18 protein-coding genes and 1 pseudogene are annotated in these 24,689 nt (G+C 33.3%); 9 read left to right on the forward strand and 10 right to left on the reverse strand.

Annotated features, from left to right (window positions below; genetic code table 11):
• Window positions 1-34: 34 nt before the first annotated feature.
• The 7 genes from FNW17_RS12045 to FNW17_RS12075 all read left to right on the forward strand — a co-directional run bounded on the left by FNW17_RS12045 (window position 35) and on the right by FNW17_RS12075 (window position 6,933).
• Window positions 35-910 carry an HlyD family secretion protein gene (locus tag FNW17_RS12045; RefSeq protein WP_143391418.1) on the forward strand — a complete coding sequence of 292 codons (876 nt, stop codon included), beginning with the start codon at window positions 35-37 and terminating at the stop codon, window positions 908-910.
• 7 nt (window positions 911-917) lie between these two features.
• Window positions 918-1,814, forward strand: coding sequence for an ABC transporter ATP-binding protein (locus FNW17_RS12050; protein ID WP_144071753.1), 897 nt, complete (start codon window positions 918-920; stop codon window positions 1,812-1,814).
• Window positions 1,815-2,004: 190 nt separating this feature from the next.
• Window positions 2,005-2,739: an ABC transporter ATP-binding protein gene (locus tag FNW17_RS12055; protein WP_143391416.1), complete on the forward strand. Its 735-nt coding sequence runs from the start codon at window positions 2,005-2,007 to the stop codon at window positions 2,737-2,739.
• A gap of 95 nt (window positions 2,740-2,834) precedes the next feature.
• Window positions 2,835-3,941, forward strand: a complete 1,107-nt coding sequence (locus FNW17_RS12060) for an ABC transporter permease (protein WP_144071754.1) — start codon at window positions 2,835-2,837, stop codon at window positions 3,939-3,941.
• Window positions 3,942-4,053: 112 nt separating this feature from the next.
• The gene (locus tag FNW17_RS12065) at window positions 4,054-5,178 is read left to right on the forward strand and encodes an ABC transporter permease (RefSeq protein ID WP_144071755.1); all 1,125 of its coding nucleotides are present in this window, start codon (window positions 4,054-4,056) and stop codon (window positions 5,176-5,178) included.
• A gap of 190 nt (window positions 5,179-5,368) precedes the next feature.
• The gene (locus tag FNW17_RS12070; RefSeq protein ID WP_143391413.1) at window positions 5,369-6,238 is read left to right on the forward strand and encodes a DUF5050 domain-containing protein; all 870 of its coding nucleotides are present in this window, start codon (window positions 5,369-5,371) and stop codon (window positions 6,236-6,238) included.
• 302 nt (window positions 6,239-6,540) lie between these two features.
• The gene (locus FNW17_RS12075; protein WP_394344375.1) at window positions 6,541-6,933 is read left to right on the forward strand and encodes an LOG family protein; all 393 of its coding nucleotides are present in this window, start codon (window positions 6,541-6,543) and stop codon (window positions 6,931-6,933) included.
• Here FNW17_RS12075 and FNW17_RS16800 read toward each other — a convergent pair.
• Window positions 6,916-6,978: pseudogene (locus FNW17_RS16800) on the reverse strand (hypothetical protein); the annotation flags it as partial. The gene FNW17_RS12075 and the pseudogene FNW17_RS16800 sit on opposite strands and share 18 nt — an antisense overlap.
• A gap of 57 nt (window positions 6,979-7,035) precedes the next feature.
• Window positions 7,036-7,275, reverse strand: coding sequence for a carbonic anhydrase (locus FNW17_RS16440; protein WP_218043870.1), 240 nt, complete (start codon window positions 7,273-7,275; stop codon window positions 7,036-7,038).
• A 285-nt stretch (window positions 7,276-7,560) separates the two neighbouring features.
• Between FNW17_RS16440 and FNW17_RS16740 the strand changes: the two genes are divergently transcribed.
• Both FNW17_RS16740 and FNW17_RS12085 read left to right on the forward strand, forming a co-directional pair.
• The gene (locus FNW17_RS16740; protein WP_317129779.1) at window positions 7,561-7,824 is read left to right on the forward strand and encodes a YhjD/YihY/BrkB family envelope integrity protein; all 264 of its coding nucleotides are present in this window, start codon (window positions 7,561-7,563) and stop codon (window positions 7,822-7,824) included.
• A 1-nt stretch (window position 7,825) separates the two neighbouring features.
• Window positions 7,826-8,497, forward strand: coding sequence for a YihY/virulence factor BrkB family protein (locus tag FNW17_RS12085; RefSeq protein ID WP_317129780.1), 672 nt, complete (start codon window positions 7,826-7,828; stop codon window positions 8,495-8,497).
• Window positions 8,498-8,543: 46 nt separating this feature from the next.
• Here FNW17_RS12085 and FNW17_RS12090 read toward each other — a convergent pair whose 3' ends face one another.
• The 8 genes from FNW17_RS12090 to FNW17_RS12125 all read right to left on the reverse strand — a co-directional run bounded on the left by FNW17_RS12090 (window position 8,544) and on the right by FNW17_RS12125 (window position 24,633).
• Complete coding sequence (locus FNW17_RS12090; protein ID WP_144071757.1) at window positions 8,544-9,680, reverse strand: acyltransferase family protein; 1,137 nt, start codon at window positions 9,678-9,680, stop codon at window positions 8,544-8,546.
• Between the two features lie 640 nt (window positions 9,681-10,320).
• On the reverse strand, window positions 10,321-12,546 hold the full coding sequence (locus FNW17_RS12095) for a glycoside hydrolase family 3 N-terminal domain-containing protein (RefSeq protein WP_144071758.1): 2,226 nt from the start codon (window positions 12,544-12,546) through the stop codon (window positions 10,321-10,323).
• A 77-nt stretch (window positions 12,547-12,623) separates the two neighbouring features.
• A complete protein-coding gene (locus FNW17_RS12100) occupies window positions 12,624-15,035 on the reverse strand; it encodes a cellulase family glycosylhydrolase (protein ID WP_144071759.1) in 2,412 nt (803 codons plus the stop codon).
• Window positions 15,036-15,060: 25 nt separating this feature from the next.
• The gene (locus FNW17_RS12105; protein WP_144071760.1) at window positions 15,061-16,524 is read right to left on the reverse strand and encodes a glycoside hydrolase family 30 protein; all 1,464 of its coding nucleotides are present in this window, start codon (window positions 16,522-16,524) and stop codon (window positions 15,061-15,063) included.
• A 1-nt stretch (window position 16,525) separates the two neighbouring features.
• The gene (locus tag FNW17_RS12110) at window positions 16,526-18,265 is read right to left on the reverse strand and encodes a glycoside hydrolase family 30 beta sandwich domain-containing protein (RefSeq protein WP_144071761.1); all 1,740 of its coding nucleotides are present in this window, start codon (window positions 18,263-18,265) and stop codon (window positions 16,526-16,528) included.
• Window positions 18,266-18,670: 405 nt separating this feature from the next.
• Window positions 18,671-20,164: a RagB/SusD family nutrient uptake outer membrane protein gene (locus tag FNW17_RS12115; RefSeq protein WP_144071762.1), complete on the reverse strand. Its 1,494-nt coding sequence runs from the start codon at window positions 20,162-20,164 to the stop codon at window positions 18,671-18,673.
• A gap of 23 nt (window positions 20,165-20,187) precedes the next feature.
• A complete protein-coding gene (locus tag FNW17_RS12120; protein ID WP_143389326.1) occupies window positions 20,188-23,130 on the reverse strand; it encodes a SusC/RagA family TonB-linked outer membrane protein in 2,943 nt (980 codons plus the stop codon).
• Between the two features lie 258 nt (window positions 23,131-23,388).
• The gene (locus FNW17_RS12125) at window positions 23,389-24,633 is read right to left on the reverse strand and encodes a T9SS type A sorting domain-containing protein (RefSeq protein ID WP_144071763.1); all 1,245 of its coding nucleotides are present in this window, start codon (window positions 24,631-24,633) and stop codon (window positions 23,389-23,391) included.
• Window positions 24,634-24,689 lie beyond the last annotated feature (56 nt).

Consider the following 24,689-nt stretch of genomic DNA (forward strand, 5'->3'; position numbering starts at 1 on the left):
TAACGACTTTGGTCAAAGTTTTAAAAATAAAAAAATGAAAAAAATAATCACATTCTTGATACTTGCAAGTTTACTTTCCTGCAACAAAAACAACGAAAAAGCTGATGGGTATGGCAATTTTGAAGCCACTGAAGTTACCATTTCGGCAGAAGCTAATGGAAAAATACAATACTTAAAACTTGAAGAAGGCGAGATACTAGAATCCAATAGTCAAGTGGGTTTGATAGACACGACACAATTGTATTTCAATAAACAGCAATTGATCGCCTCTAAAAGTACGGTCTATTCCAAATCGACCAACGTTTTATCTCAAAGAAAAGTCTTGCAAGAACAATTGAAAACAGCCCAAATCGAGAAAAAAAGAATCCTAAATATGTTTGCCGAAAATGCTGCCACCAAACGCCAAGTCGATGAAATTGATGGGAAAGTAAGCGTTATTCAGGAACAAATAAAAAGTGTTGAAACCCAAAACGCTCCCATCGTTAACGAAGTGAAATCTATTGATGTCCAAATCGAAAAAATCAACGACCAAATCCAAAAAAGCAAAATCATCAATCCTATAAAAGGAACGGTTTTATCCAAATATGCAGAACCAAATGAGGTAACTGCTTTTGGAAAACCCATCTATAAAATTGCCGATATTTCTGAAATGACGTTGCGTGTTTATGTGAGCGAAACTCAATTATCAAATATAAAAATCGGACAAGTTGTAACTGTAAAAATTGATTCTGGAAAAGAAATGAAATCCTTTCAAGGAGCAATATCTTGGATTTCTTCATCGGCCGAATTTACTCCAAAAATTATTCAAACTAAGGAAGAAAGGGTGAATTTGGTTTATGCTGTGAAAGTAAAAGTGAAAAATGACGGCAGTTTAAAAATAGGAATGCCCGCCGAAATGTGGGTTAAATAACTATTTTATGAGTATCAAAGTCCAAAATATATCTAAATCGTACAACAAAATAAAAGCTGTTGAAGCCATTTCTTTTGAGGTAAAGGAAGGAGAATTGTTTGGACTTATTGGACCCGATGGAGCAGGGAAGACCACGATTTTTAGAATATTAACTACGCTTTTATTGGCCAACGAAGGCACAGCTTCAGTGGCTGGTTTTGATGTGGTGAAAGAGTATAAAGCCATTCGGAATTCAGTAGGTTATATGCCCGGAAAATTCTCTTTGTATCAAGATTTAACCGTCGAAGAAAATTTGAAGTTTTTCGCCACGATTTTTGGAACAACAATCGAAGAGAATTTCGATTTAATCAAGGATATTTACATTCAAATAGAACCTTTCAAAGCGAGAAGGGCAGGAGCACTTTCGGGTGGAATGAAGCAGAAATTAGCTTTGTGTTGTGCCTTAATTCACAAACCAAAAGTCCTTTTTTTAGATGAACCTACAACTGGAGTTGATCCTGTTTCTCGAAAAGAATTTTGGCAAATGCTAAAAAGATTGCAACAAAAAGGAATCACGATTTTAGTTTCTACACCTTATATGGACGAGGCAGCACTTTGTGATCGAATAGCCTTAATCCAAAAAGGCAGTATTTTGAAAATTGATTCACCAGAAAATATCATCAAAAAATATGATAAGATTATTTACGATATTAAAGCTAAAAACAAGCACCAATTGATTCTGGATTTAAAGAATTATCCGAGTCAATACAGCGTTTTTGCCTTTGGTGAATGCATTCATTATATTGATAAAAATTCTGTATTTAATTCAACAGATTTACAGAATTATTTACTAGAAAAAAAGCATATGGAGATAGAAATTAGCGTTTCGAATCCAACAATCGAAGACGTTTTTATGGACTTGTAGAAAGTGTTCAGTGTTCAGGAATTAGTGTTCAGTAATCAGTAATAGACAAGTATTGAGTTTTGATTATTAGTACTTTAGGAAGAAATGATTAAAAAATAAAAAATTAGTGTAATTAATAATACTTTACAATTCGTGGTTAAAAATCTTTGATACTTTGTGTTTTCGTGTCTTCGTGGTAAAAAAATGATAAATGAATAAAGAAAAAATTATAGAAGTTCAAAACCTAACCAAACAATTTGGCCACTTTACTGCTGTCAATAGTATTTCTTTTGATGTATATAGAGGAGAAATTTTTGGTTTTCTTGGCGCTAATGGCGCTGGAAAAACCACTGCAATGAAAATGCTTATCGGGATTTCGAAACCTACTTCGGGAGAAGCTCTTGTTGCAGGATTTGATGTGAAAACTAATACCGAAATGGTAAAACGGAGCATTGGATATATGAGTCAAAAATTCTCGATGTATGATGATTTAACGATTAAAGAAAATATCACCTTTTTTGGTGGAATATACGGTTTGAGTAAAATTCAAATCAAAGAAAAAACAGAACGATTAGTCGAAGAATTAAAACTTGAAGAAGTTATTGATAAACTAGTTGGATCATTACCTTTAGGATGGAAACAGAAATTATCCTTCTCCGTTGCTTTGCTACACGAACCTAAAATTGTATTTCTTGATGAGCCCACAGGTGGTGTTGATCCCATTACGAGAAGGCAATTTTGGGAAATGATTTATGCCGAAGCCAATAAAGGAACTACTATTTTCGTGACCACACATTATATGGATGAAGCCGAATATTGTGACAGAGTATCAATTATGGTCGAAGGAAATATTGAAGCGCTTGACACTCCCAAAAACTTGAAAAGCAAGTACAATGTTGCATCAATGAATGATGTTTTTTTGAAATTAGCCAGAAACGCAGAATAAAATATTTAAAACCATTAAGATGTTAAGATTAATTAAGTTAAAACGATGCTTAATTTTCTTAATATCTTAATGGTTCAAAAAATAAAAGTTTTAAAATGAAAAGATTCATCGGGTTTGTAACAAAAGAGTTCTATCACATTTTTCGTGACAAACGCACTATGTTCATTCTTTTCGGTATGCCAATTGCTCAAATTATGTTGTTTGGTTTTGCTATTACAAACGAAATCAACAATGTTAATATAGCAATATTGGACAAATCGAAAGATGCTGAAACTCAAAAAATAATCAACAAAATTAGTTCATCAAAGTATTTCAAAATCAATGAAGAAATCACCAACGAAAACCAAATCGAATCTGTTTTCAAAAGAGGAAAAGTGAAAGCCGTCTTAGTTTTCGAAAAGGATTTTATTAAAAATATTCAAACAATAAAACAAGCCAAAGTACAAGTAATTACTGACGCTACCGACCCAAATGTGGCCAATACAATATCAAATTATGTTAATGCAATTTTACTGAATTATACCCAAGAAATCAATAAAAATAACAAGTCAAGTCATCAAATACAAACCCAGACACAGCTTTATTACAACCCAGAATTAAAGAGTATTTTTACTTTTGTTCCAGGTGTAATGACCATCATTTTGATGCTCGTTTCGGCAATGATGACTTCAATATCTATTACTCGCGAAAAAGAGTTAGGAACTATGGAAGTGTTGCTGGTTTCTCCATTAAAACCATTTCAGGTGATCATAGGAAAGGTATTTCCATATATTTTCTTGTCTATAATCAATGCTGCAATTATTCTTCTTTTGGGATTTTTTGTATTCGGAATGCCAATCGAAGGAAACTTATTTTTATTAGCTTTTGAAAGTGTTTTATTCATCACAACAGCATTATCATTAGGCATATTAATTTCGACTGTTTCGAATTCGCAACAAACCGCAATGATGCTTTCGTTAATGGGGTTAATGCTGCCAGTTATCATCCTTTCGGGCTTTATTTTTCCAGTTTCGAGTATGCCTTTGCCATTGCAAATCATCAGTAATATAATTCCTGCTAAGTGGTTTATCATCATCATTAAAGCAATTTTACTCAAAGGAGCAACAATAAGCGTGATTTGGAAAGAAACACTAATTCTAATTGGAATGACAGTTTTTTTCATCGCCATAAGTGTCAAAAAATATAAAATACGATTGGAATAATCAATTGCAATGACAATATCAATGGTAATAAAAAGAAATAATCCGTGTCAATCTGTTCTATCCGTGTAATCTGTGGCTAATAAAAAACGTTGCGCCTTAGGGGTAAATAAAAATGAAAACAATACTATTCATCATCCAAAAAGAGTTCCGGCAAATCTTTAGAAATAAAGCAATGCTTCCTATTATATTTGTTTTGCCAATGATTCAATTGCTCATTTTGTCAAATGCAGCCAGTTTCGAAATCAAAAACATTAAATTCTCCTATATAGATAACGATCATTCCGTAACTTCGAGAGAATTGATTTCGAAGTTTCAAGCTTCAAACTATTTCAATGTTATCGAAAGTTTCTCCTCGAAAAAAGTAGCCGATTGGCAAATGCAAACCGGAAAAGTAGATGTCATTCTCGAAATTCCCAATCATTTTGAACGCGATATAATCAAAGAAAATGGTTCTAATCTTTCGGTAAGTATCAACGCTATTGATGGTGCGGCGGCAGGAGTGGAGAGTGTTTATATTTCGCAAATAATAAACAGTTATAACCAAAAAATCCAAACACAATTGTATCAATACAACGAGGCTTCATACATTCGTCCGGTGAATATTGTTACGATTCCTTCATTTTGGTATAATAATACCTTGAACTATAAAACCTTTATGGTTCCGGGAATTTTGGTTTTGCTGGTCACGATGTTGACACTTTTTTTGTCTTCGATGAATATTGTTCGTGAAAAAGAGATGGGCACTTTGGAACAAATTAACGTGACGCCCATTCGAAAATACCAGTTTATTATAGGTAAATTGTTTCCTTTTTGGGTTTTGGGATTGGTTATTTTGACCGTAGGATTGACCATTGCCAAAGTTGTTTTCAGTGTTCCCATTTTAGGAAGTATTGGCTTGATATATTTCTTTACGTCGATTTATTTGTTAGTCATTCTGGGCATCGGATTAATTATCTCCAATAATTCTGACACCCAGCAACAAGCAATGTTTATTGCTTGGTTTTTCTCGGTTATCTTTATCTTAATGAGTGGATTGTTTACCCCAATCGAAAGTATGCCTCAATGGGCGCAAAATCTGACTTTGCTCAATCCTATCCTTTATTTTGTGGAGATTATTAGAATGGTAATGCTCAAAGGTGCTACTTTCTCAGATATTTCGAGACCGTTTTTTATTATTATTTTTTATGCCTTTGCATTAAATGGAATAGCAGTTTGGACTTATAAGAAAGTGAATTAGGGAATTGTTTTATCTGATTTATTTTAAGCATAAATATATTTTTTCATAGTATATCTCATTTAGTATTATTGATTGATATATTATAGATGGATATTTTATTAAATCAACTTTTAATATTTTTCAAATCCTATTGAATAAAACCATAAATTGCAAGTAAAATTATATTAATCAAAAATAATTAATCATAACTATGGCAGACGTAGAACAACAGCAAAACATATATAGCAATTTAATATTGCTGAACTTAAAGACGAATAAAGAAAAAATAATCTTAAGAGAAAAGAGGCATTTTGAAGCTCCAAATTGGTCAAGAGACAATGATTATTTGATAATAAATAGTAATGGATTACTAGAAAAGATCTCCTTAAATGGAAATTTTTTAGAAACTATTGATACGCATTTTGCCATTAATTGTAATAATGATCATTTATTGAGTTTTGACGGTAAGACTTTAGCAATAAGTCATAATGATACTTCTGTAGCTGAAAAAGATAATTCACGTATATTTATTTTACCAGCTGAAGGAGGAATTCCTCAATTAATAACTAAGAACTTCCCAAGTTACTTACATGGGATCAGTCCTGATGGAACTACTTTTATTTATACCGCTAAAAGAAATGAAAAATGGAATATTTACAGCATCAATAGTTCCGATAAAATAGAATATCAATTAACTGATGGAGCTCTTTTAGACGATGGTCCTGAATTTAGTTACGATGGAAATTGGATCTATTTTAATTCTCATCGTACTAATAGAATGCATCTTTATAGAATGAAGCCTGATGGCAGTAAACAAGAACAACTTACTGATGATGATTATGATAATTGGTTTCCACATCCAAGTCCTGATAATAAAACAATAGTTTACATTTCATATCTCAAGGATCAAAAAGGGCTACATCCTTTTGGGCAAGATGTAAAGCTTAGACAAATGGATTTAGAAACCAAAGAAATTAAGGATTTAACCCCTGTTTTTTATGGTGGTCAAGGTAGTATTAATGTACCGAGTTGGTCTCCAGATGGGGAATGGATAGCTTATGTGAAATATGAGAAGATTTAAATGGGTTTTGAGTTTCGAAATTTTAGAAGAACTAAAATTTGATGACAATACTATTTTACCCATTTTCAATTAATCTAATAATGATTGCATAAAGCGTTATTAATGAAATCGTTGTATGAAATGAAACTTCAGTTTGGTCGTGCAAATAACTATTTTGTATTTTTATTATACTAATGAAAAAAGAGCAACAAAATCGACTTTATAGAGAAGAATCTCTGTTTGTACAAGGTCTGCTGTCCCGATTTAGGGATTTGGTATTTGTGTTTAAAGTATTTATTAGTTTTATTCGGGCATTTCGAAAAATGCACTTTATTGGGCCTTGTGTTACGATTTTTGGTTCCGCGCGTTTTGGCCCCGAAATGGATCATTATCAGGATGCGGAACGAATTGGTGCCGCAATGGCAAAATTGGGTTTTACTGTTATGACTGGTGGCGGTCCAGGAATTATGGAAGCTGCTAATAAAGGCGCATATGAAGCTGGAGGTTATTCCGTAGGTTGTAATATAATACTTCCCATAGAACAAAAACCAAATCCATATCTTCATAAATGGATTTATATCCCTTACTTCTTTGTTCGTAAAGTGATTTTAGTTAAATATTCTTTCGCTTTTATTGTAATGCCCGTCAGATGTAATAAATGCCTTTATAACGCCACAATCTTTGTGTCCCATAACGACAATCAATTTACAATCTAAATGTTCGACAGCATACTCAATACTACCCAATTCATAATCTCCCATAACATTTCCTGCGGTGCGAATCGAAAAAATATCGCCAAGACCTTGGTCAAAAACCAATTAGGCGGGCACTCTCGAATCGGAACAACTGACCACAATAGCAAAAGGGTGTTGTCCTCTTTTCAGTTCACGCAACCTTTCGAGTGTTGCATCAGGATGAACAGGTTTTCCTGTAGCAAATCGTTTGTTTCCTTCTTCGAGTTTATGTAGTGGAGAAAATTTTGATTCGTCTATTTTATTCGTTTGATTACAAGCAATAAAAACACTTATGAATACTAAAGAAATTAGTCTTTTTGTCATGATTCTTATTTTTAAATTACAATATCATTAAATCTATTTGAAAAAATTAAACAAATTAATTCTTAACAATTAGGAAAAAAAATTAGACACATGAAACCTCTTAAATATTGATATTTATCATACTTTGAAGTAAAATCAAATCAGTATTGGTGTCAAACCAAGTATTCTATTACAATTATCATTTTGTTTGGATTGTTGCGCACCAATTCAGCACAATAGGCCTAGTTTTGTCTAAAGAAATGGATTTCAATATTTTATTGGAAAGCCGTAAAGAAGAATATACAAATGAAAAAAAAAATAGTAGCCTTGTTAAGTTGGAATTTACTAAAGAAAACCTTTCAAGAATTTGATGATGACAATGCTTTAAAACTGAGTGCTTCACTGTCTTATTACACTATATTTTCATTGCCCCCCTTGTTGATTATCATCATATCTATTTTTAGTATTTTCTTCGGACGAGAAGCGGTTACGGGACAATTTTTTGGTCAAATCAACGGAATGGTTGGTAATGAGGCTGCTATCCAAATTCAGGAAACTAAAGAATATTGAATTGACTGAGAACAGTGCATTTGCCGCCCTATTTGGAGGGATTATGTTGCTTATTGGGGCTTCGGGAGTTTTTGCCGAAATTCAAAGTTCCATCAATTACATTTGGGGTTTGAAAGCGAAACCCGACAAGGGCATTGTGAAATTCCTAAAAAACCGATTAATGTCCTTTTCGATGATTGCTTCGGTTGGTTTTTTGTTATTGGTAAGTTTAATGGTCAATACCGTTATGGATTTGATTAATGCTCGTTTGCTTATTTATTTTCCAGATTCGACCATTTATGTGTTTTATGTGCTCAATATTTTAATCTTGTTTGCTACAACGACCGTTTTGTTTTCAATTATTTTCAAAACGCTACCCGATGGATATATTGCTTGGAAAGATGCCTTGATTGGTTCTAGTTTTACTTCTTTTTTCTTTATGTTTGGCAAATTTGCCATTGGGTTTTACTTGGGCAGTTCGACCGTTGCCACCGTTTATGGTGCTGCCGGTTCTGTAATTATTATTTTAATTTGGGTGTATTATTCGGCTATAATCTTGTATTTTGGAGCCGAATTCACAAAAGTGTATGCCAATGCTCACGGAAGTAAAATCATTCCAAATGATTATGCTGTCGCTATCAAAGTAGAGGTGACTGAACTTCGGCCAGTAGCCACAAAGAAGGAGTTAGGTTAGGTTACCTTATTTTAGTATGAGACAAGGTAAGTTTTGATCATTTTTTTCATCTAACAACAATGTCAAGAAAAATATCTTTTGGAATAAATCTATTGATATACTTGGATTTTAATAGTCTGATTTCGTCTTTGTTTAATACAATTACTTTTATAGGGTAGAATATAATGCGAACAAATGGAACTCTCTGTAGGAATCTATAAATAAGACAACACAGTATGATGTTTGAAATAAACAGCAAAGTGTGCAATACAGGATTATATGTTTTTAGGTCAAACAGAACATAATATACGTCTTTGATAAATATATGAAATGCCAAAATATAAAAACTCGCTTTGGAACAATAGACCAAAAAAGAATTTAGGATTGGTATTTTTTCAATGTAACGACATAAATAAAGTACCGTAAAAACACCCAGAAGCGATAGTGCCAAAAGATAATGAAAATTAAATTCGAGTCCTCCTAAACTAAAATTAATTTTAATATTTAATTGATTCATTATAAAGATTGAAATAAAAAATAAAATGGGGAATACTATCATTATCTTACTGTAAAAAAATGAAGTCTCATTAAGAAAGCGCTTGCTGATTTTTTGGAAACTATAACCTATCAATAAATAAGTAAAGAAAATAGGGATATATTCTGTCCAATAAAATTTGATTTTAATTGAATTCAAAACGAATAGTACTACAAAAAAAGCTATCAACAACCTATAATTTAAAGGTTTATTCAATCCTTTAATTTCTAAAAATCCTTTTAGTGTCACCTGACCTAAAAACAGCGCCAAAATAAACCAGAAAGAAACATATATTCCATCAAAACTTCCGTGGTAAAAGTATCGAGCCAAATTCGCAATCAGTCCTAAGACAACATTAAAAGTTGCCACATCGGAAACAATAGCATAAAAAATTATATTTAACAAAGTTAAACTAAGTATAAAGCTAATTAATGGCTTTAGTAAACCATCTATTTTATGGTATAAAAAACGCTTAAAATTTAACCGCTCGCTAAATAGATAACCTGAGACAAAAATAAAAGTAGGCATTCTAAAAAACAATGCCACTTCTTGGAACTGCATTAAATAGGGATACATATTAATAAAGTCATAGCGGCCAATTGTCATCAAAATAATACTAATTCCTTTTGCAATATCAAAAATTAAAATTCTTTTGTCATTTTCTTTCATAAATTTGACCCTTTGAGTTATTCAATTATTTTCTGTATTATTTGATTATGATAGGTTCATATACGTAGCATTATTCTTTTTTTTTCAATACTATATTTTGCTTTTAACGGAGATTACTATCTGGAATTGTGAGTTTTATGTGTTTATTATTGATTTTGCGAATCTACAATTCTTTCTTGATAAATCGATTTTGTTTTTATTTTTTTTTAATTGCTTTATTGGGGTTTGATTTTATTTGTAGGAACAAATGAGACGTTAGAGCTTTCGGGGTAATATGGCTTTTTTACCTGTTCTCGATTTTTGTTTTTATTAGTAAAAATCAATATTTATCAGTGTTGAAATGACCTTTTTGGGTACTTGTACTATAGGAAGTTTCCCTTCTCATCGTACCCATGGTCATTTACCATTACAATTTTATGCTTGTGTTCGTTTCGCATTTGAATGGCTTCGGGAGACTTCGCCTAGCAATTCACGAATTTCAAGAAAGCTTTTTTTATGGAATAATTCGGGGAGTAAGGGATATTTAATATGAATTGTTTTTTGTTTTATTTACTCATGATTATGGGCACAGATTACTTCGCCAGCTCGCTGGAATCCTTTGCAAATTGGCTATTGGATAAAATAAATATTAATTAATTAATTAATTAATTAATTCAAAATTATCTCTCAATCGAATATCGGTAGAGGAGGAGCCAATCATTAAATCGAAATCTCCGGGTTCTGAATTGAATTCTAATTTACTGTTATAAAACGATAATTTTTGATTGTCAATTGTAAATTTGATGGTTTTGGTTTCTCCAACTTCGAGATTTATTTTTTTGAAATCTTTTAGTTCAAGAATAGGTCTTACCACTGAACCTACTTTATCTCTCAAATACAACTGAACCACTTCTTCTCCGGCAAATTTCCCTGTGTTTTTTATAGTTAGGGAAACCTCGATTGATTCATCATTTTTCATTTTCTGTTTTGATAATTTCAAATCAGCATATTGAAATGTGGTATAACTCAGTCCAAATCCAAATGGGAATTTAGGTGAATTTGGCAAATCAATATAAGCAGAAACGTAGTTAGTATTCGTTTCATTTTGGGCTGGTCTTCCTGTATTAAAATGATTGTAATAGATTGGGATTTGACCTTCCTCTCTTGGGAAGCTCATCGGTAATTTTCCCGATGGATTGTAATCTCCAAAAAGCACATCAGCAATGGCATTTCCTGCTTCTGAACCTAACCACCATGTGTAAACAATTGTTGGCATAGTATCGGCAGTCCAATTAAAAATTAAAGGACGACCAGCGTTTATTAAAATCACGATTGGTTTACCCGTTTTTTGAAGCTCCTTTATCAAGTTTTCCTGAACTTCCGACAGGTGAATATTACTTTTACTTTTGGCTTCACCTGACATATTCCAACGTTCGCCAATGCTTAAAATCACTACATCTGCTTGATTAGCAACATCAATAGCTTCTTGAAAATCAGCTTTGCTTTCGTCTTCAATTCCACAACCTTTGGCATAAAGTAATTGGGTGTTTTTGCCTACTTTTTTTTCTAAACCTTCCCATTGCGAAACAATGTAAGTACTATCTACGTCTTTTAAATCTATCGCCCAAAACCCGTGATTGGCTCTTTTTAATTTAACCATTGGACCAATAAAAGCAATTGTTTTTATGTTTTTTGAAAGTGGTAAAATATGTTGCTCATTTTTTAGCAAAACGATACTTTTTGAGGCTATTTTTCTAGCAATTTTTGCGTGTTCCGGATTGTTTAAGGCATCTTTCTCTCTTTCGGAATTGCAATATCTAAACGGATCATCAAATAAACCTAATTCGAATTTCTTGCGGAGGATTCTTTTGACTGCCTCATCAATTAATGATACATTAATCTTTTTTTCTTTGACTAATTGGGCTAAATTATTTCGATAGGAATTACTTTCCATATCCATATCAGTACCAGCGATAATAGCAGCAATTGCCGCTTCTTTGCTATCTTTTACATAACCGTGATTGATCATTTCTCCTATGGATCCCCAGTCTGAGACTACGAAACCTTTGAAATTCCATTTTCCTTTCAGAATATCCCTTATTAAATAGTTGTTTCCCGATGCAGGAATTCCATTTAAATCGTTAAATGAATTCATTAAGGTTGCTGCTCCGGCATCGATTGCTGCTTTGAAGGGAGGCAAATAAGTCTCCCACAACATTCTTTCACTCATATCTACGGAATTATAATCACGTCCACCAACGGCTGCTCCATAGCCTGCAAAATGTTTAGCACAAGCCATAACTGAATTCAAATCGCCTAATTTTTTTCCTTGAAATCCTTTTACACGGGCATAAGCTATTTTTGAACCAAGGTAAGTATCTTCGCCAGCTCCTTCCATAACACGTCCCCATCTAGGATCACGAACTATATCTACCATTGGGGCAAATGTCCAATGTATTCCACTTGCCGATGCTTCTATTGCAGCAATTCGGCAACTTTGTTCGATTTCGGGTAAATCCCAAGAGGCTGCTTCGGCCAGTGGTATTGGAAAAGTAGTTTTATACCCGTGAATAACATCTTGGCCAAATAACAATGGGATTTTTAAACGAGATTGCATTGCCAATTCCTGATATTGTCGAGTATATTTTGCACCTAGAATATTAAGCATAGAACCAAGTTGTCCGTTTTTGATTTCGTTTATTTTATTTAGATGTATTGTTATTGGTCCCGTTGCGGCGTTATCCCCAGAATACTGATTGAGTTGACCTATTTTTTCTTCAAGAGTCATTTGCTTTAACAAAGCATCTATTTTTTGATCTATTGTTTTTTGTTGTGAAAAGGCAAAAAAGAATGCCAATAATAGTGTTGTAGTTGCAATTTTCTTCATTTAAAACCTTTGTAATATTGTAAATAGTTATTTTTTAATTTTAAGTTCATTTTTTTATTAGGTAAAGTAACTAATTTCTATTGAATATTTTTAATAAATTTAAGGGTCTCTGTTTTCTCTGAGCCTATAATTTTTATAAAATAAATCCCTGCTGAAATAGTACTAATATCAATGCTTTTTTGTTTGTCTGCTAATGAAGTCTTGATTACTTCTCTTCCGTTTACATCACAAACTGTTATGGATAATTTTTCGTCTAATACTGAATTTATAGTGATAGAATGCTGAGCAGGATTTGGAAATAGTTCAAAACTAGGTGTGGCTTTTTCAAAAGATTGAGTTTTTAAAACTTCAACACCCGTTATACCCCAATTGAAGTATTCCCATCCACCAGGGGAAATCCTATTGCTAGTCATACCTGAAGTTGAACCATTTTCGGATGAAATATACAAATTGTTGAATCCTTGTATTGAATAGGCTCCACTCAAATCATTGAGCGTAAATTTTTGATAGCTACCAATAGCTGTAGCATTACAAGATAATTTTTGAGTGCCTGGACTTAAACTTACATACTTTCCATTATTTCCTCTAAGGGCAATTTGTCCGTTTCCAACATCAATCACGGTAAACTTCTCGTTTATTCCTAAAGTTAGACTAGTGCAAGTCATCAAACTACTAGCACCAGAAAAAGTTACATAACTGCCATTATTTCCTTTTAAATATATGATATTGGCGGTTTGAACCACTGCAACTTCAGCTGGAATTGTTACATTTAAGTACACAAAATTCACTGAGTTTATGTTAAATTCCCCTGACATATTTACTAGTCTAATTCCTTGAGAACCAGCCAAAGCAAATCCGCCAGTAGTGGTTATGGTTTGCCAAGTTGACCAACCACCTGTTGGTGAAACATAGGCAGTAGCTAATATTTGAGTACCATCGGCATTTTGAATTTGAATGGTACCTGTGGTCCCGTTACCATTGGCTACCCTAAATTCAATTGTGTACGTTCCTGCAGAAGCAACATTAGCGGTGTATTTCATCCATTCGCCCCTATTAAACCACCCTACGGTATAACCATTTGATATATTATCAGACGTAGATTCTATATCAACACCGCTGTTGCGATAAGCCCAACCATTATTCCAACCCGAATTATTTCCAGTTGTACCTTTTACGTCTTCCCAGCCTTGGTCTGAATAGGCATAACCATTCATTCCTAGGTCGTAGTTTGGTGCAAAAATTCTGCCCGGGATATTATTCACTGAGAACGGTTCTGTATTTCTATTTCCGGGTTGAGTAAAAACCGATCTTAGCACTTCGGTATTAGGAGAGCAGTTTGCTAATTTGACATTTTCGGCTAATTGCATTACCGTATTAAATGCTGTAGTAGGATTAAGGCTTGGATTTATTCCGCCAAAATAGTTTAAAAGATTGGCATATCCAGCAGGCCATTGCCCGTTAACAAAATCATTTATGCTTACAAATTTTTTCATTGGCCACCACGAAGATCCAATGTTATTTGCTTTGAAGATTTCGGCCGTTTTTGTAAAGTGATCATTACTATTTTCTCCGTGTTCTCCACACCATATTGGTCTGTTTTGTGTGTCTCGAAGATCAGTTATCCATTTTATGTCTTGGTTAGTCGCTGCTGACCAATATTTATGAAAAGAATAAACCATATTAGTATCCCAAGCTGGTGTTAAGCCCGTAAAATCATTTGCATACCAATTTCCTTCAATAAATAATATATGATTGTCTCCGTTGGCTCTTATAACATTGGTAATTCTATCATAAATACTTCTCAAATCGGTTCCTCCGGGCAAATTCCAAGCGGGTTCATTTATTAAATCATAGCCTGCAACCCATGGCTCGAGCTTGTATCTTTCTGATATTTTTTTCCAAAGTTCCACTGTTTTGGTTTTATTTGCTTCACTCTCCCATAGAGAAGGTTTTGTACTATCATAATCACTGATATTATTCGCACTTTGACCTCCTGGTGCAGCATGTAAATCAATAATTATATAAATTCCTTCGGCACTGCACCAGGAAATTAAATTATCCAAAATTGTAAATCCTTGATCATTCCATACATCTGGCGTACCAGCATTTACAAAATATTCATAGTGAAGCGGCACACGCACAGCGTTAAATCCCCAAGTTTTCAGTTGAATGATGTCTGCTTGAGTTACATGGTTTGAAAGCCAAGCATTATAAAATGTTGCTGTGTTTTGGCTTCCTATTAATGTTGTTAGTTTTTGTTTCCAAGTATGTTGGTCAGGCGCTTGGTTGACAGAATTCATCATATACCCTTCCATAACCATCCAATTGCCAAAATTCATAGCATTAAGAATTACCTCTTGATTGTTTGAACTATTCACAATTTTCTTTCCGCTAACGGATAATAGTTGTGCATTTGTATTGAAAGATAGTACTACAATTAATCCCGTTAGTATGTGTCTTATTTTATTTATGTCGAAAATGTTTTTCATAAATTAGATTTGTTTTCTTATGATTTTAATATACCAAAGTTTGTATAGCATGTGGTAAAATAGAAATTTCTGATGATGAAGTTCCTACACATAAATTATACGTTATTTTTTTATTGCTTTGATTCATCACAATAGTTATCACTTTTCCATCATTGTTTATAAAAGAGGTGGTTAGCAATTGACTTCTACTGGCAATTGAACCAATTCGTTTTGCATTTTTATCAATAAATTTTGAAAAATGTCCAATAAAATAATAAGAAGGAGTGTATATCAACTCGCCTGTTTTTGTGTCAGCGTGAATAGGTGAAAAACAAAAATTACCCACGTGATTTGGCCCGCCATTTTCATCGAGTAAGATGTTCCAATCTGTCCAACCCACTGTTCCATTGTTGAAATCGTTTATCATTGATTTTCCGTAGCGCTCTCCATTTTTCCATAGTTGGTATTTTAGAGCATCGAATTTTTCAACACAACCTTCGGTAAAAAGTAAATTCTTGTTAGGATACATTTCGTGAACCTTGCCTACGTTTTCGAACATCATTTCGCCTCCACTCCAGTTTTCGTACCAGTGAAATCCAATTCCCCAAACATATTTACTAGTTTCTGGATCATCAAGAATTGTACTTGCTCTTTGGGACATTAAATCTCTGTTATGATCCCAAATGGTAATTTTTTTGTCGCCAAGTCCTGCCTTTTTTAATGTTGGTCCAAGATAGTTTTTCAAGAAATCACGTTCTTCTTCTGCGGTATAAATACAAGACTCCCATTTTTGAACTGCCATTGGTTCGTTTTGAATGGTTAGACCCCAAACTGGAATTCCTTCTTTTTGATAACTATTAATAAATTTTACATAATAATTTGCCCAAGATTGATAAAATTCGGGCAATAATTTACCGCCTTTTAGCATCGAAGCATTGTCTTTCATAAAAGCTGGAGGACTCCAAGGACTTACAAAAAAAGTCATTTTACCAGCTGCCATTGCAATTGCTTTTTTTATCAAAGGTAGTTTGTATTTCCTGTCGTGGTCTATACTGAACGTTTTTAAATCTTTATCGCCTTCCTCAATATAAGTATAGGAATCGCTACTAAAATCACAACTATGAATATTCGTTCGCATTAAAGAATAGCCAATTCCTTTGTCTTTTGAATAATAAGCTTCAAGAAATTCTTGCTGTTTATCTTGCGATAATTTTGCAAAAACTTCAGCAGAAGCATCTGTTATTGCGCCACCAATTCCAAGGAATGTTTGATAAGTCTTGTCTGGATTTACAAAAATACAAACTTGAGTTTCTACTGGTTGTTTTAAATCTGAAAATGTAAGATTATCGGTTTTTGATAACCTCAAATTAGTACTATCCGCAGAAGTATAAACGGTTATTATTTTATCTTTTGTTGAAAAAGATTTTGGTTGTATTTTACTTTTTTGTTGCGAAAACCCAAAAATCGAAATCATTAAAAGTAGTGTTGTTGCAGTTTTTTTTGTTTTCATTTTACCAAATGTATGTTCCAACAGAGCCACCTTCTAAAGATGTGGTAATCCATTTTCCGTTAAATTTTATATTAAAAGTTTCAGTTGTATTTCCATCATTTTCAACAATAAGTACTTTTTTTTCAGATGGTGATTTAAAGGCTACATTACTTAAATTCCCACTTATATTTGACGCAATTCTGATGGAACCTGTAGGAACAAATTTAGAAGCATGTGCAATATTGTAATAAGCAACATTGCGTGTATAAGTAGTACTGTTATTAATTGTAATAGCACCTTTGCATTGAGAACATCCACCAGCAGTATGCGGCCCAAAATTGGGGTCGTTGGCTACATTCCATTCTAATGCATTGACACTCCAATTTCGCATGGAACCAATGATAACATTTTTCACATGCCATTTCAGATCGTTTCTAAAATCACTAGTAGATGAGGTCCATTGTTCTGTAAAATATACTTTTTTATTCGGAAAAGCATCGTGAACGGTGGACAAAGCACTAATATCTCCACCATATAAATGAAAAGCAGAACCATCAACAATAGGGTAGGCTGTAGCATCGCTTAAAATACTTATTGGATAACTAGGAACATCACAATTGTGATCGTAACTAACTATTTTAGTAGTTATACTTGCGTTTTGAAATGCTAATCCTAGTTTTTTTATAAAACTTAACTGTTGCTCCGCTGACATAGTCATACTTGGATTATTGTTAGGATTTAAAGGTTCGTTTTGTGGGCAAACCGCATCAACTGTAATGCCATTTGATTTCATTCCTTGAATGTATTTTACAAAATAAGTAGCATACGAATTATAATAAATAGCTGCTAAACTACTTCCCACTGTAGTGAAATTGTTTTTCATCCACGATGGAGCTGACCACGGCACAGCCATTATTTTTATATTGGGATTGATAAGTAAAATTTCTTTTAGTAAAAGAATTACCGCATTGTCAGCGGCAAGACTAAAATTTGTTTGAGCAGTATCCACTTGGCCATTTGGCAAGTCATTATATGAAAAAACAGTTGAATTCAAATCAGAAGCTCCAATACTAATCCGTAAATAACTTATGCCAATAGAAGTTGTTGCATTGCCAAAAAGTTCTTGTAAAAGTTCTTGTTTTTTTGTTGCATTCAAAGAGTTGATAACTTCTACACTTCCACCTGTTAGGGTGTACCCAAATCCGTCTATGGTTTGGTAAGTTTGATTTTCATCAATAGTAATTGTTTGAAAAGTGTTGGCCGTAGTTCCAAATAGTTGTGTTGTATTTTGTTTTTGAAGTAATACGGATTGGTCACCTTTTGTTAACCAAATGTCCAATTCACTAGCAAGAACAATTCCGTTATCTAAGATTGTTCCAATAGCTAGTATTGGAGAAGTATTAGAAGTATTGTTAGAGGTTACTGTTCCTGTGAGGGTAAAAGTTTCTGTCAATTCGCCAATAGAATCATTATTTGTTGGAATAGTTACAGTTACTGATGTTTGTCCTGCTGGTATTGTTGTGGATACATTAGTTGTGGTATAATCCGCAGTCGAAGCAGTGTTTGGTGACGTTACAATATCAATTGTAGTTGCAGAAACACTACTAATACTTAATGCTATTGTAAATAACACATTAGTTCCTTCAGTAACAGGAGCACTTGTAATACTTACTACGGGTTTTGTAACAGGAGTAGGATCTCCATTTGGCGAAGAACATTTAGAGAGAAAAGCGGTAAATGTTAATAAAAGTATTAGTTTCATAATTCTATTTATTGGAGTCATATTTGTTATTTAAAATTTATTTTATCATAAACAGGAAGATGCTACCTGATGGTTCAAATGTATTTTCTTTTGTTATAATTTGAGTATCAAGCTCATTAATGCGAAAAATAGAGTGCGTTATATTTTATTTGAATTATTCATTTTAAATGGAATTACTATTGCTTTTTAAAGCAGCATAGAATAGGAGGGATGAATGGGTATTGTCTAACTTAAGAAATAATTTTACTAAATTCTGCAATTTAATATATTATTCAAAGCATAATCATTCGAATCTCTTTTAAAAAAACGAATCACTAAAATTTATTACTCATTCAGATTATAAAAAAATAAAACAATGAGGCATTTTGTGATTCGTTTTAAAAAAAATAGTACAAATTATTTGAATTAATACCCTGGATTTTGTGAAAGATTTGGGTTGTTGTCTAAAACTGCCTGTGGAATAGGCCATAGTAAATCGTTAGCGGTAATATTAGTAGCATAAGGCATAAGAACTATATCAAATACTTGTGTTACAGGATTATATTTTGGATAGGTTTGTTTCGATAAAACTTCAATCGATTTGCCTTCTCTTTTTAAATCAAACCATCTTTGTCCTTCAAAAGCCAGTTCCACAAATCTTTCATTAAGGATTTTATTGATGGCATCATCTTGAGATGTTGCTGGAGCAATGTTTGGCATTGATACTCTAGTTCTCACTTGATTGACTAATGCCATTGCACCCGTAAGGTCACCGGTATGAGCCAATGCTTCAGCTTTTAAAAGCAATATATCTGCCAATCGGAAAATGTAGAAATTTTGAGTAGCATCAGAAACTCTCATCTTCCAAGGGTTTGGAAATTGGGTATAGCTTGTCCAATATGGATCGGCAAATGTGGTTGGAAATTTTTTAATTGAAGAAGTTCTTCTTTTATTTTCTGTGGCTAACGCATTACTTATAGCATGAGAAGGGGTATTAAATTTTTTCCAATTAGATCCTAAGAAAACATCTGTACACCAAGCACTAATAACGCTTCCATTTCCTTCTCCATTTATTTCCCAGATAGATTCTGCATTTCCTTCGTGTTTGTTGTCGAATAAAAAATCATACGTTGGTAATAAAGTGTATCCTCCAGCAATCACAGCATTTGAATGTTGAATAACTTTTGCCCAATCGGGGTTTGGCATTGTTGCATATACTTTAGCTAATAATGCGTTTGCGGCACCTTTATTAGGTTTATATTTACTTGCAGGTGTCGAAGTTGCGGCCGGTGCTTTTACTAAAGCTACTTCACAATCTGCAATTATAGCAGCATAAACATCGGTAACAGGTTTTCTGGATGGATATAACGATGGATAAATTGTTTCGAAATTGTCTTGGTTAATTGAGGAGATGTATTCTGTCACAATAGGAAATTCCCCCCAAGTTTGTACCCCTTGAAAACGAAATAAGGCTCGGTATAATGAGGCTTCACCCATCATTTCGTCTTTTCTTTGTGGAGACAAATCGGGTACAGTATTTACATAGTTAATCACTTTGTTACACAACTTTACAAAATCATTTAGATGATTCCAGTCTCTCGCCACCACATAATCTGTCGAAATTATTCGATACTCATCAATTTGAAAAAAATCTTCTCCATCTCCACCAGCATAAGCCACATCTGAACCTGCATCTCCTAAAAAGAAATAATCAAACTGCCAATATTCGTTTCCAAAAATTTGATAACACGATTTAATTGCATTTTCAGCATCTTGAGCATTTTTTAATACCTGTGCGTCTTGAGGAGGGCTAATTTCACTTGTAATAGGTTTAGTGTCTAAAAAATCACTACACCCCGAAAACAATAAAACGCTGATACAAACGAGTAACACTTTATTATTTATACTATATTTTTTCATAATTTCTATTTATTAAATTGGTATTAAAATCCAGCTTTTAAGCCGAAGATAAAAGTTCTTACTTGTGGATAAGTTCCGTAGTCAATTCCTTGAGCTTTTCCACTATTACTGCTAGAGGAATTTACTTCGGGATCAAATCCAGAATAGTTGGTCCATGTTATTAAATTTTGTCCAGTGGCATACAATTTTAAAGCATTTATACCCCAAAATATTTTATTAAAATTATAGCCAAAAGTTACCGCTTTTAGTCTCACATAAGAGCCATCCTCAATAAATCTATTAGAAGCTAAAGTTGAAGTGGCGTCACGTGCTTTAGGAATATTGGTAATTTGTCCTGCTGATGTCCATCTGTCCAATACTGCAATAGATTGATTTTTTGAATTTTGCATTCCTTCTAAATCTACTCGAGAAGCATTAAAAATATCATTGCCTTGAACACCGGTAAGCAAAGCGTCTAAAGAGAATCCTTTGTAAGAAAATGTGTTTGTAAAACCAAAATAATAATCGAACATTGCGTTTCCAATAATTGTTCTGTCTTGAGGAGTTAGTGCGCCATCTCCATTGGTATCTTTATATTCTAACACACCCGTTGCTGGATTCACTCTATCTACTACATAGCCATAAAAATTACCTAATGGTTGTCCTTTTTCTAATCGATTGACGTTTTGATAACCCGCATATTCAATAGGTTGTAATCCCATTTCAAGGATTTTGTTTTTAATAAATGTGATATTAAAATTTGTATTCCAGTTGAAATCTCCTCTAAAATTAATAGTATTTAAGGCTAACTCGAGTCCCTTATTTTCCATTTTCCCAGCATTATAAATATAAGCCGCTCCTTCAATATAAATGGTATTAATTAAATCTGTAGTTGTCTTCTGGAAGGCGTCGGCAGTTAGTTTAATTCTATTGTCAATCATTCCAAAATCGATTCCTATATTCCTATCGGTAGTCGTTTCCCAAGACAAATCAGTATTTATATAATTTAAAAGATTGCCTCCATCATCACCCAGTAAACCATAAGAAGAATAGGGACCAATTCCAGAAATATTTCCTGTTTGTCCCCAACCGAGTCTTAATTTTAATTCAGAAACCGTGGTATTGCTTTTTAAGATATTTTCGTTTGAAATTATCCAGGCAGCAGAAACTCCAGGAAAAACTCCCCACTTGCTGTTAGTTGCTAATTGAGAAGCACCCGTGGCTCTAACTACACCATTAACAATATATTTTCCTTTATAATTGTAGGTAGCTCGACTAAAATAGGAAACATAATTTTTTTCGGTAGCAATGGTATCAGAGGCTAATGGATTAGTGTACATCATTTTAGAAATATCTAATTTTCTTAACAAAGGATCAAAACCTGTGCCTTCAATTTTAAGTTGGTCGTATCTTTCTTTTTGAATACTATTTCCCACTAATACATTTAAATCGTGATTTTCAGATTTTATGGAATAATTCAAAGTATTTTCAAAATTTCGATTATAAGAACGGGCGGTATGTTCTCTTCCAATCCCTAATGTTGTGGGATCAGTATTGTTATTATTACGACCATAATTGGATCGATAACTATCTACAAAATATTCGTAAACACTTCTATATATTTCAACAGACGAAGAAGGTTTCCATACTAAATTTTTTAGTAACGTAATATCAAAACTCAAATTGCCCAAATATCTAACCGTATTATTATCCTCTTGTCTGCTTTGAAATGAGACCGGATTTTCTAAGGAAGCTGTTGGATTTGCAGCAAATTGCCCCGGTAATTGTCCGCCAGCAGCAGCACCTCCAGCTAAATCATCTGCATAAACCGGTAAGAAAGAGGGGGTAGTAAGGGCGCTAAGAATAACACCGCCTTGATTTGCACTATTATTATCGCTAGTGTTGTTGAGTTCTGTATTGATAAGATTCATTCCAATATGAGCTTTTAACCAAGATGTTGCTTCTACATCTAAATTTATTCTACCCGATAATCTTGAAAAATTAGAAGGTTTAACTATCCCCTGAGTATCTTGATACCCAAATGATACAAATGCTTTTATTTTATCTGTTCCTCCTGCATAAGATAAATTATAATTCTGATCTTGTCCTGTTTGAAAAACTTTTTTTGTCCAATCCGTATTGATACCTGCGTATAAAGGATTGCTAGCATCTGAGACATAGGTTGGGCTAATTTCTGCCATCAAGGATTTGTATTGATCTGGATTTAAAATAGGGATGTTCTTTACAATTTCTGAACTTCCATAATAGGAACTAAAGTTAAATGTGTTTTTATTGGCTTTTCCTTTTTTTGTAGTAATTAAAACAACACCAGCACTACCATTTACACCATAAATGGCTGTTGATGTGGCATCTTTTAATATTTGTATATCTACTATATCATCGGTATTTAATCCATCACTAGAATAGGTTTGAACCCCATCAATAACAAATAACGGATTATTACCAGATTGAATAGAGCTTAAACCTCTAATTCTAATATCTAACCCAACACCCGGTTTTCCAGATGGTTGAACTACATTTACACCAGAAGCATTACCTTGGAGAGCTTGAGCAACATTATATAGAGGGCGATCATCAAAGGCATCCGATTTTACCGTTGAGATAGCACTAGTTACATTTTTTTTCTTTTGAGTTCCGTATCCTACATTGATAACAACCTCTTCTAATTTGTTAGCTTCTTCAATTAAACTGATATTTAAAACTTGCGATTTTTGAACTTTAATTTCTTTTGAAGTAAAACCAACATTAGAGAATAGGAGTACATCACTCGGGTTAACCTTAATACTATAGTTCCCATTGATATCAGTTGTTACTCCTTTTTTTGAATTTTTAACAACAACATTGGCTCCAAAAACAGGATCTTTATCTTTTGAATTGGTAATTGTACCTTTAATCTCTATTGTTTGCGCATTAACAAATGCAGCAATAAATAAGAAAAGTAAAATGAAATAATTTTTAAATTTCATAACAGTATGGTTTTAGTTTTGTGTTTTTAAGTAGAGAGATTCATTTTTACAAAAAATATTTTTGATAATTTTTTATGAACATTTATTATCTTTTGAAAAAATGATTATAAAAGATCACTTAATGCTAGTGTATTTTGGTTAACACCTATCTTCTTATAAAAAAACGAAGACTCTCTTTTGAATGCAATACTATAAATGTGGGATTAAAAAAATCCCTTGCGATGTTGATTGCAAGGGATTTATAAGTATAAAAATGTATTAATTTTTAACAACTTTTAAAGTTTGAACTGAATCTCCAGAGGTCACTTTTGCTAAGTACATCCCTTTTGATAGACCTGATGCGTCAACCGATACTTCTCTTGAAGAAGTGTTTTTGCTCATAATTGTTTTACCTAAAACATCAACAATTGATATAGAAGTAATATCACTGTTTGCTGAAGCAAATTTCCAAGAATTTAGTGTTGGATTAGGATAAACACTAAAGTTTTTCGCAACAAATTTATTCACTCCCAAAACTTCAGAAAAAACCCATTCTCCAGTAGCTCTATTAAAATCAACATTATATGTTTTTCCCCAAGGAATATAAATATCTCCTCCGCCACCAGCAATACCGTTTTTTGCGGTACCTGTCAATGCTAAGTTATTACCTCCATTAGTACCAGTACTCTCACCATATTGGGTTGCCCAATCGTGGTTGTCTCTAATTTTAAAATGTAAAGAGGTATCGGTGTTACTACCAATAACAGGCATCCAATTGTCTAATGTATAATGCATATTATCCACCGTTGTTAAATCAAGATCAGCTCCCCAATTACTTCCTGCAAAATTACCAATTATACTCACTACCACTGGCTCAAAAACATATTCTTTAGGAGTTGCAGCATTTTTTGTGAAATACACATTATAAGGTCCAGCATCTACTGTTATCGTTCCTCCAAGCACAGCTGCCGCATCATCAGGAAAGGCACCACCCCATTGGTTTGCGGTTCCATCCTCAATAAATTTACCAACACCTCCCGAAAAATACATACTTTTCTTGCTGTAAGCAATCCCGTTAGCTGAATTCAATCTTACATCCGCTGCTAAACCACCACCACTAATTTTTATCACTGGATTAGGGTTAACTCCTGCAGTAAATGAATACGCTTTGGTTATTGCATTATAGGTAACGTTCCAGAAACCTGGCGTACCTTTAATATCATTTCCGCCATCAATCGTTAAAGTTCCGCTCGGGAAACCAAATGGTGCAACATTAGCTCCTGTAAAACCACCAGTTGTAGCCCAAGTTCCTCCTTCAGAAAATTTCATTGCTCCATCTCCAACAATTTCAAAATTCGAAGCAGTCCAAGTTGTACCGCTATCCGTAGTAGTTAGAGTTAAGCCTCCAGGTTGATTCCAACCTCCAGTTCCGGTTCCTGTAATGGTTACTGGACCTGTAACTTGTGCAATCATGCTAAATACAAACAGTAATGCGATAATTAAATAATGTAATTTTGTTTTCATAATAAAATTAAATTTAGTTAAAATAATAGGTTATAAATAATTTTGTCCTTCTAGTA

This window comes from Flavobacterium franklandianum, from assembly GCF_007097365.1.
In the GTDB taxonomy this organism is placed as follows: domain Bacteria; phylum Bacteroidota; class Bacteroidia; order Flavobacteriales; family Flavobacteriaceae; genus Flavobacterium; species Flavobacterium franklandianum.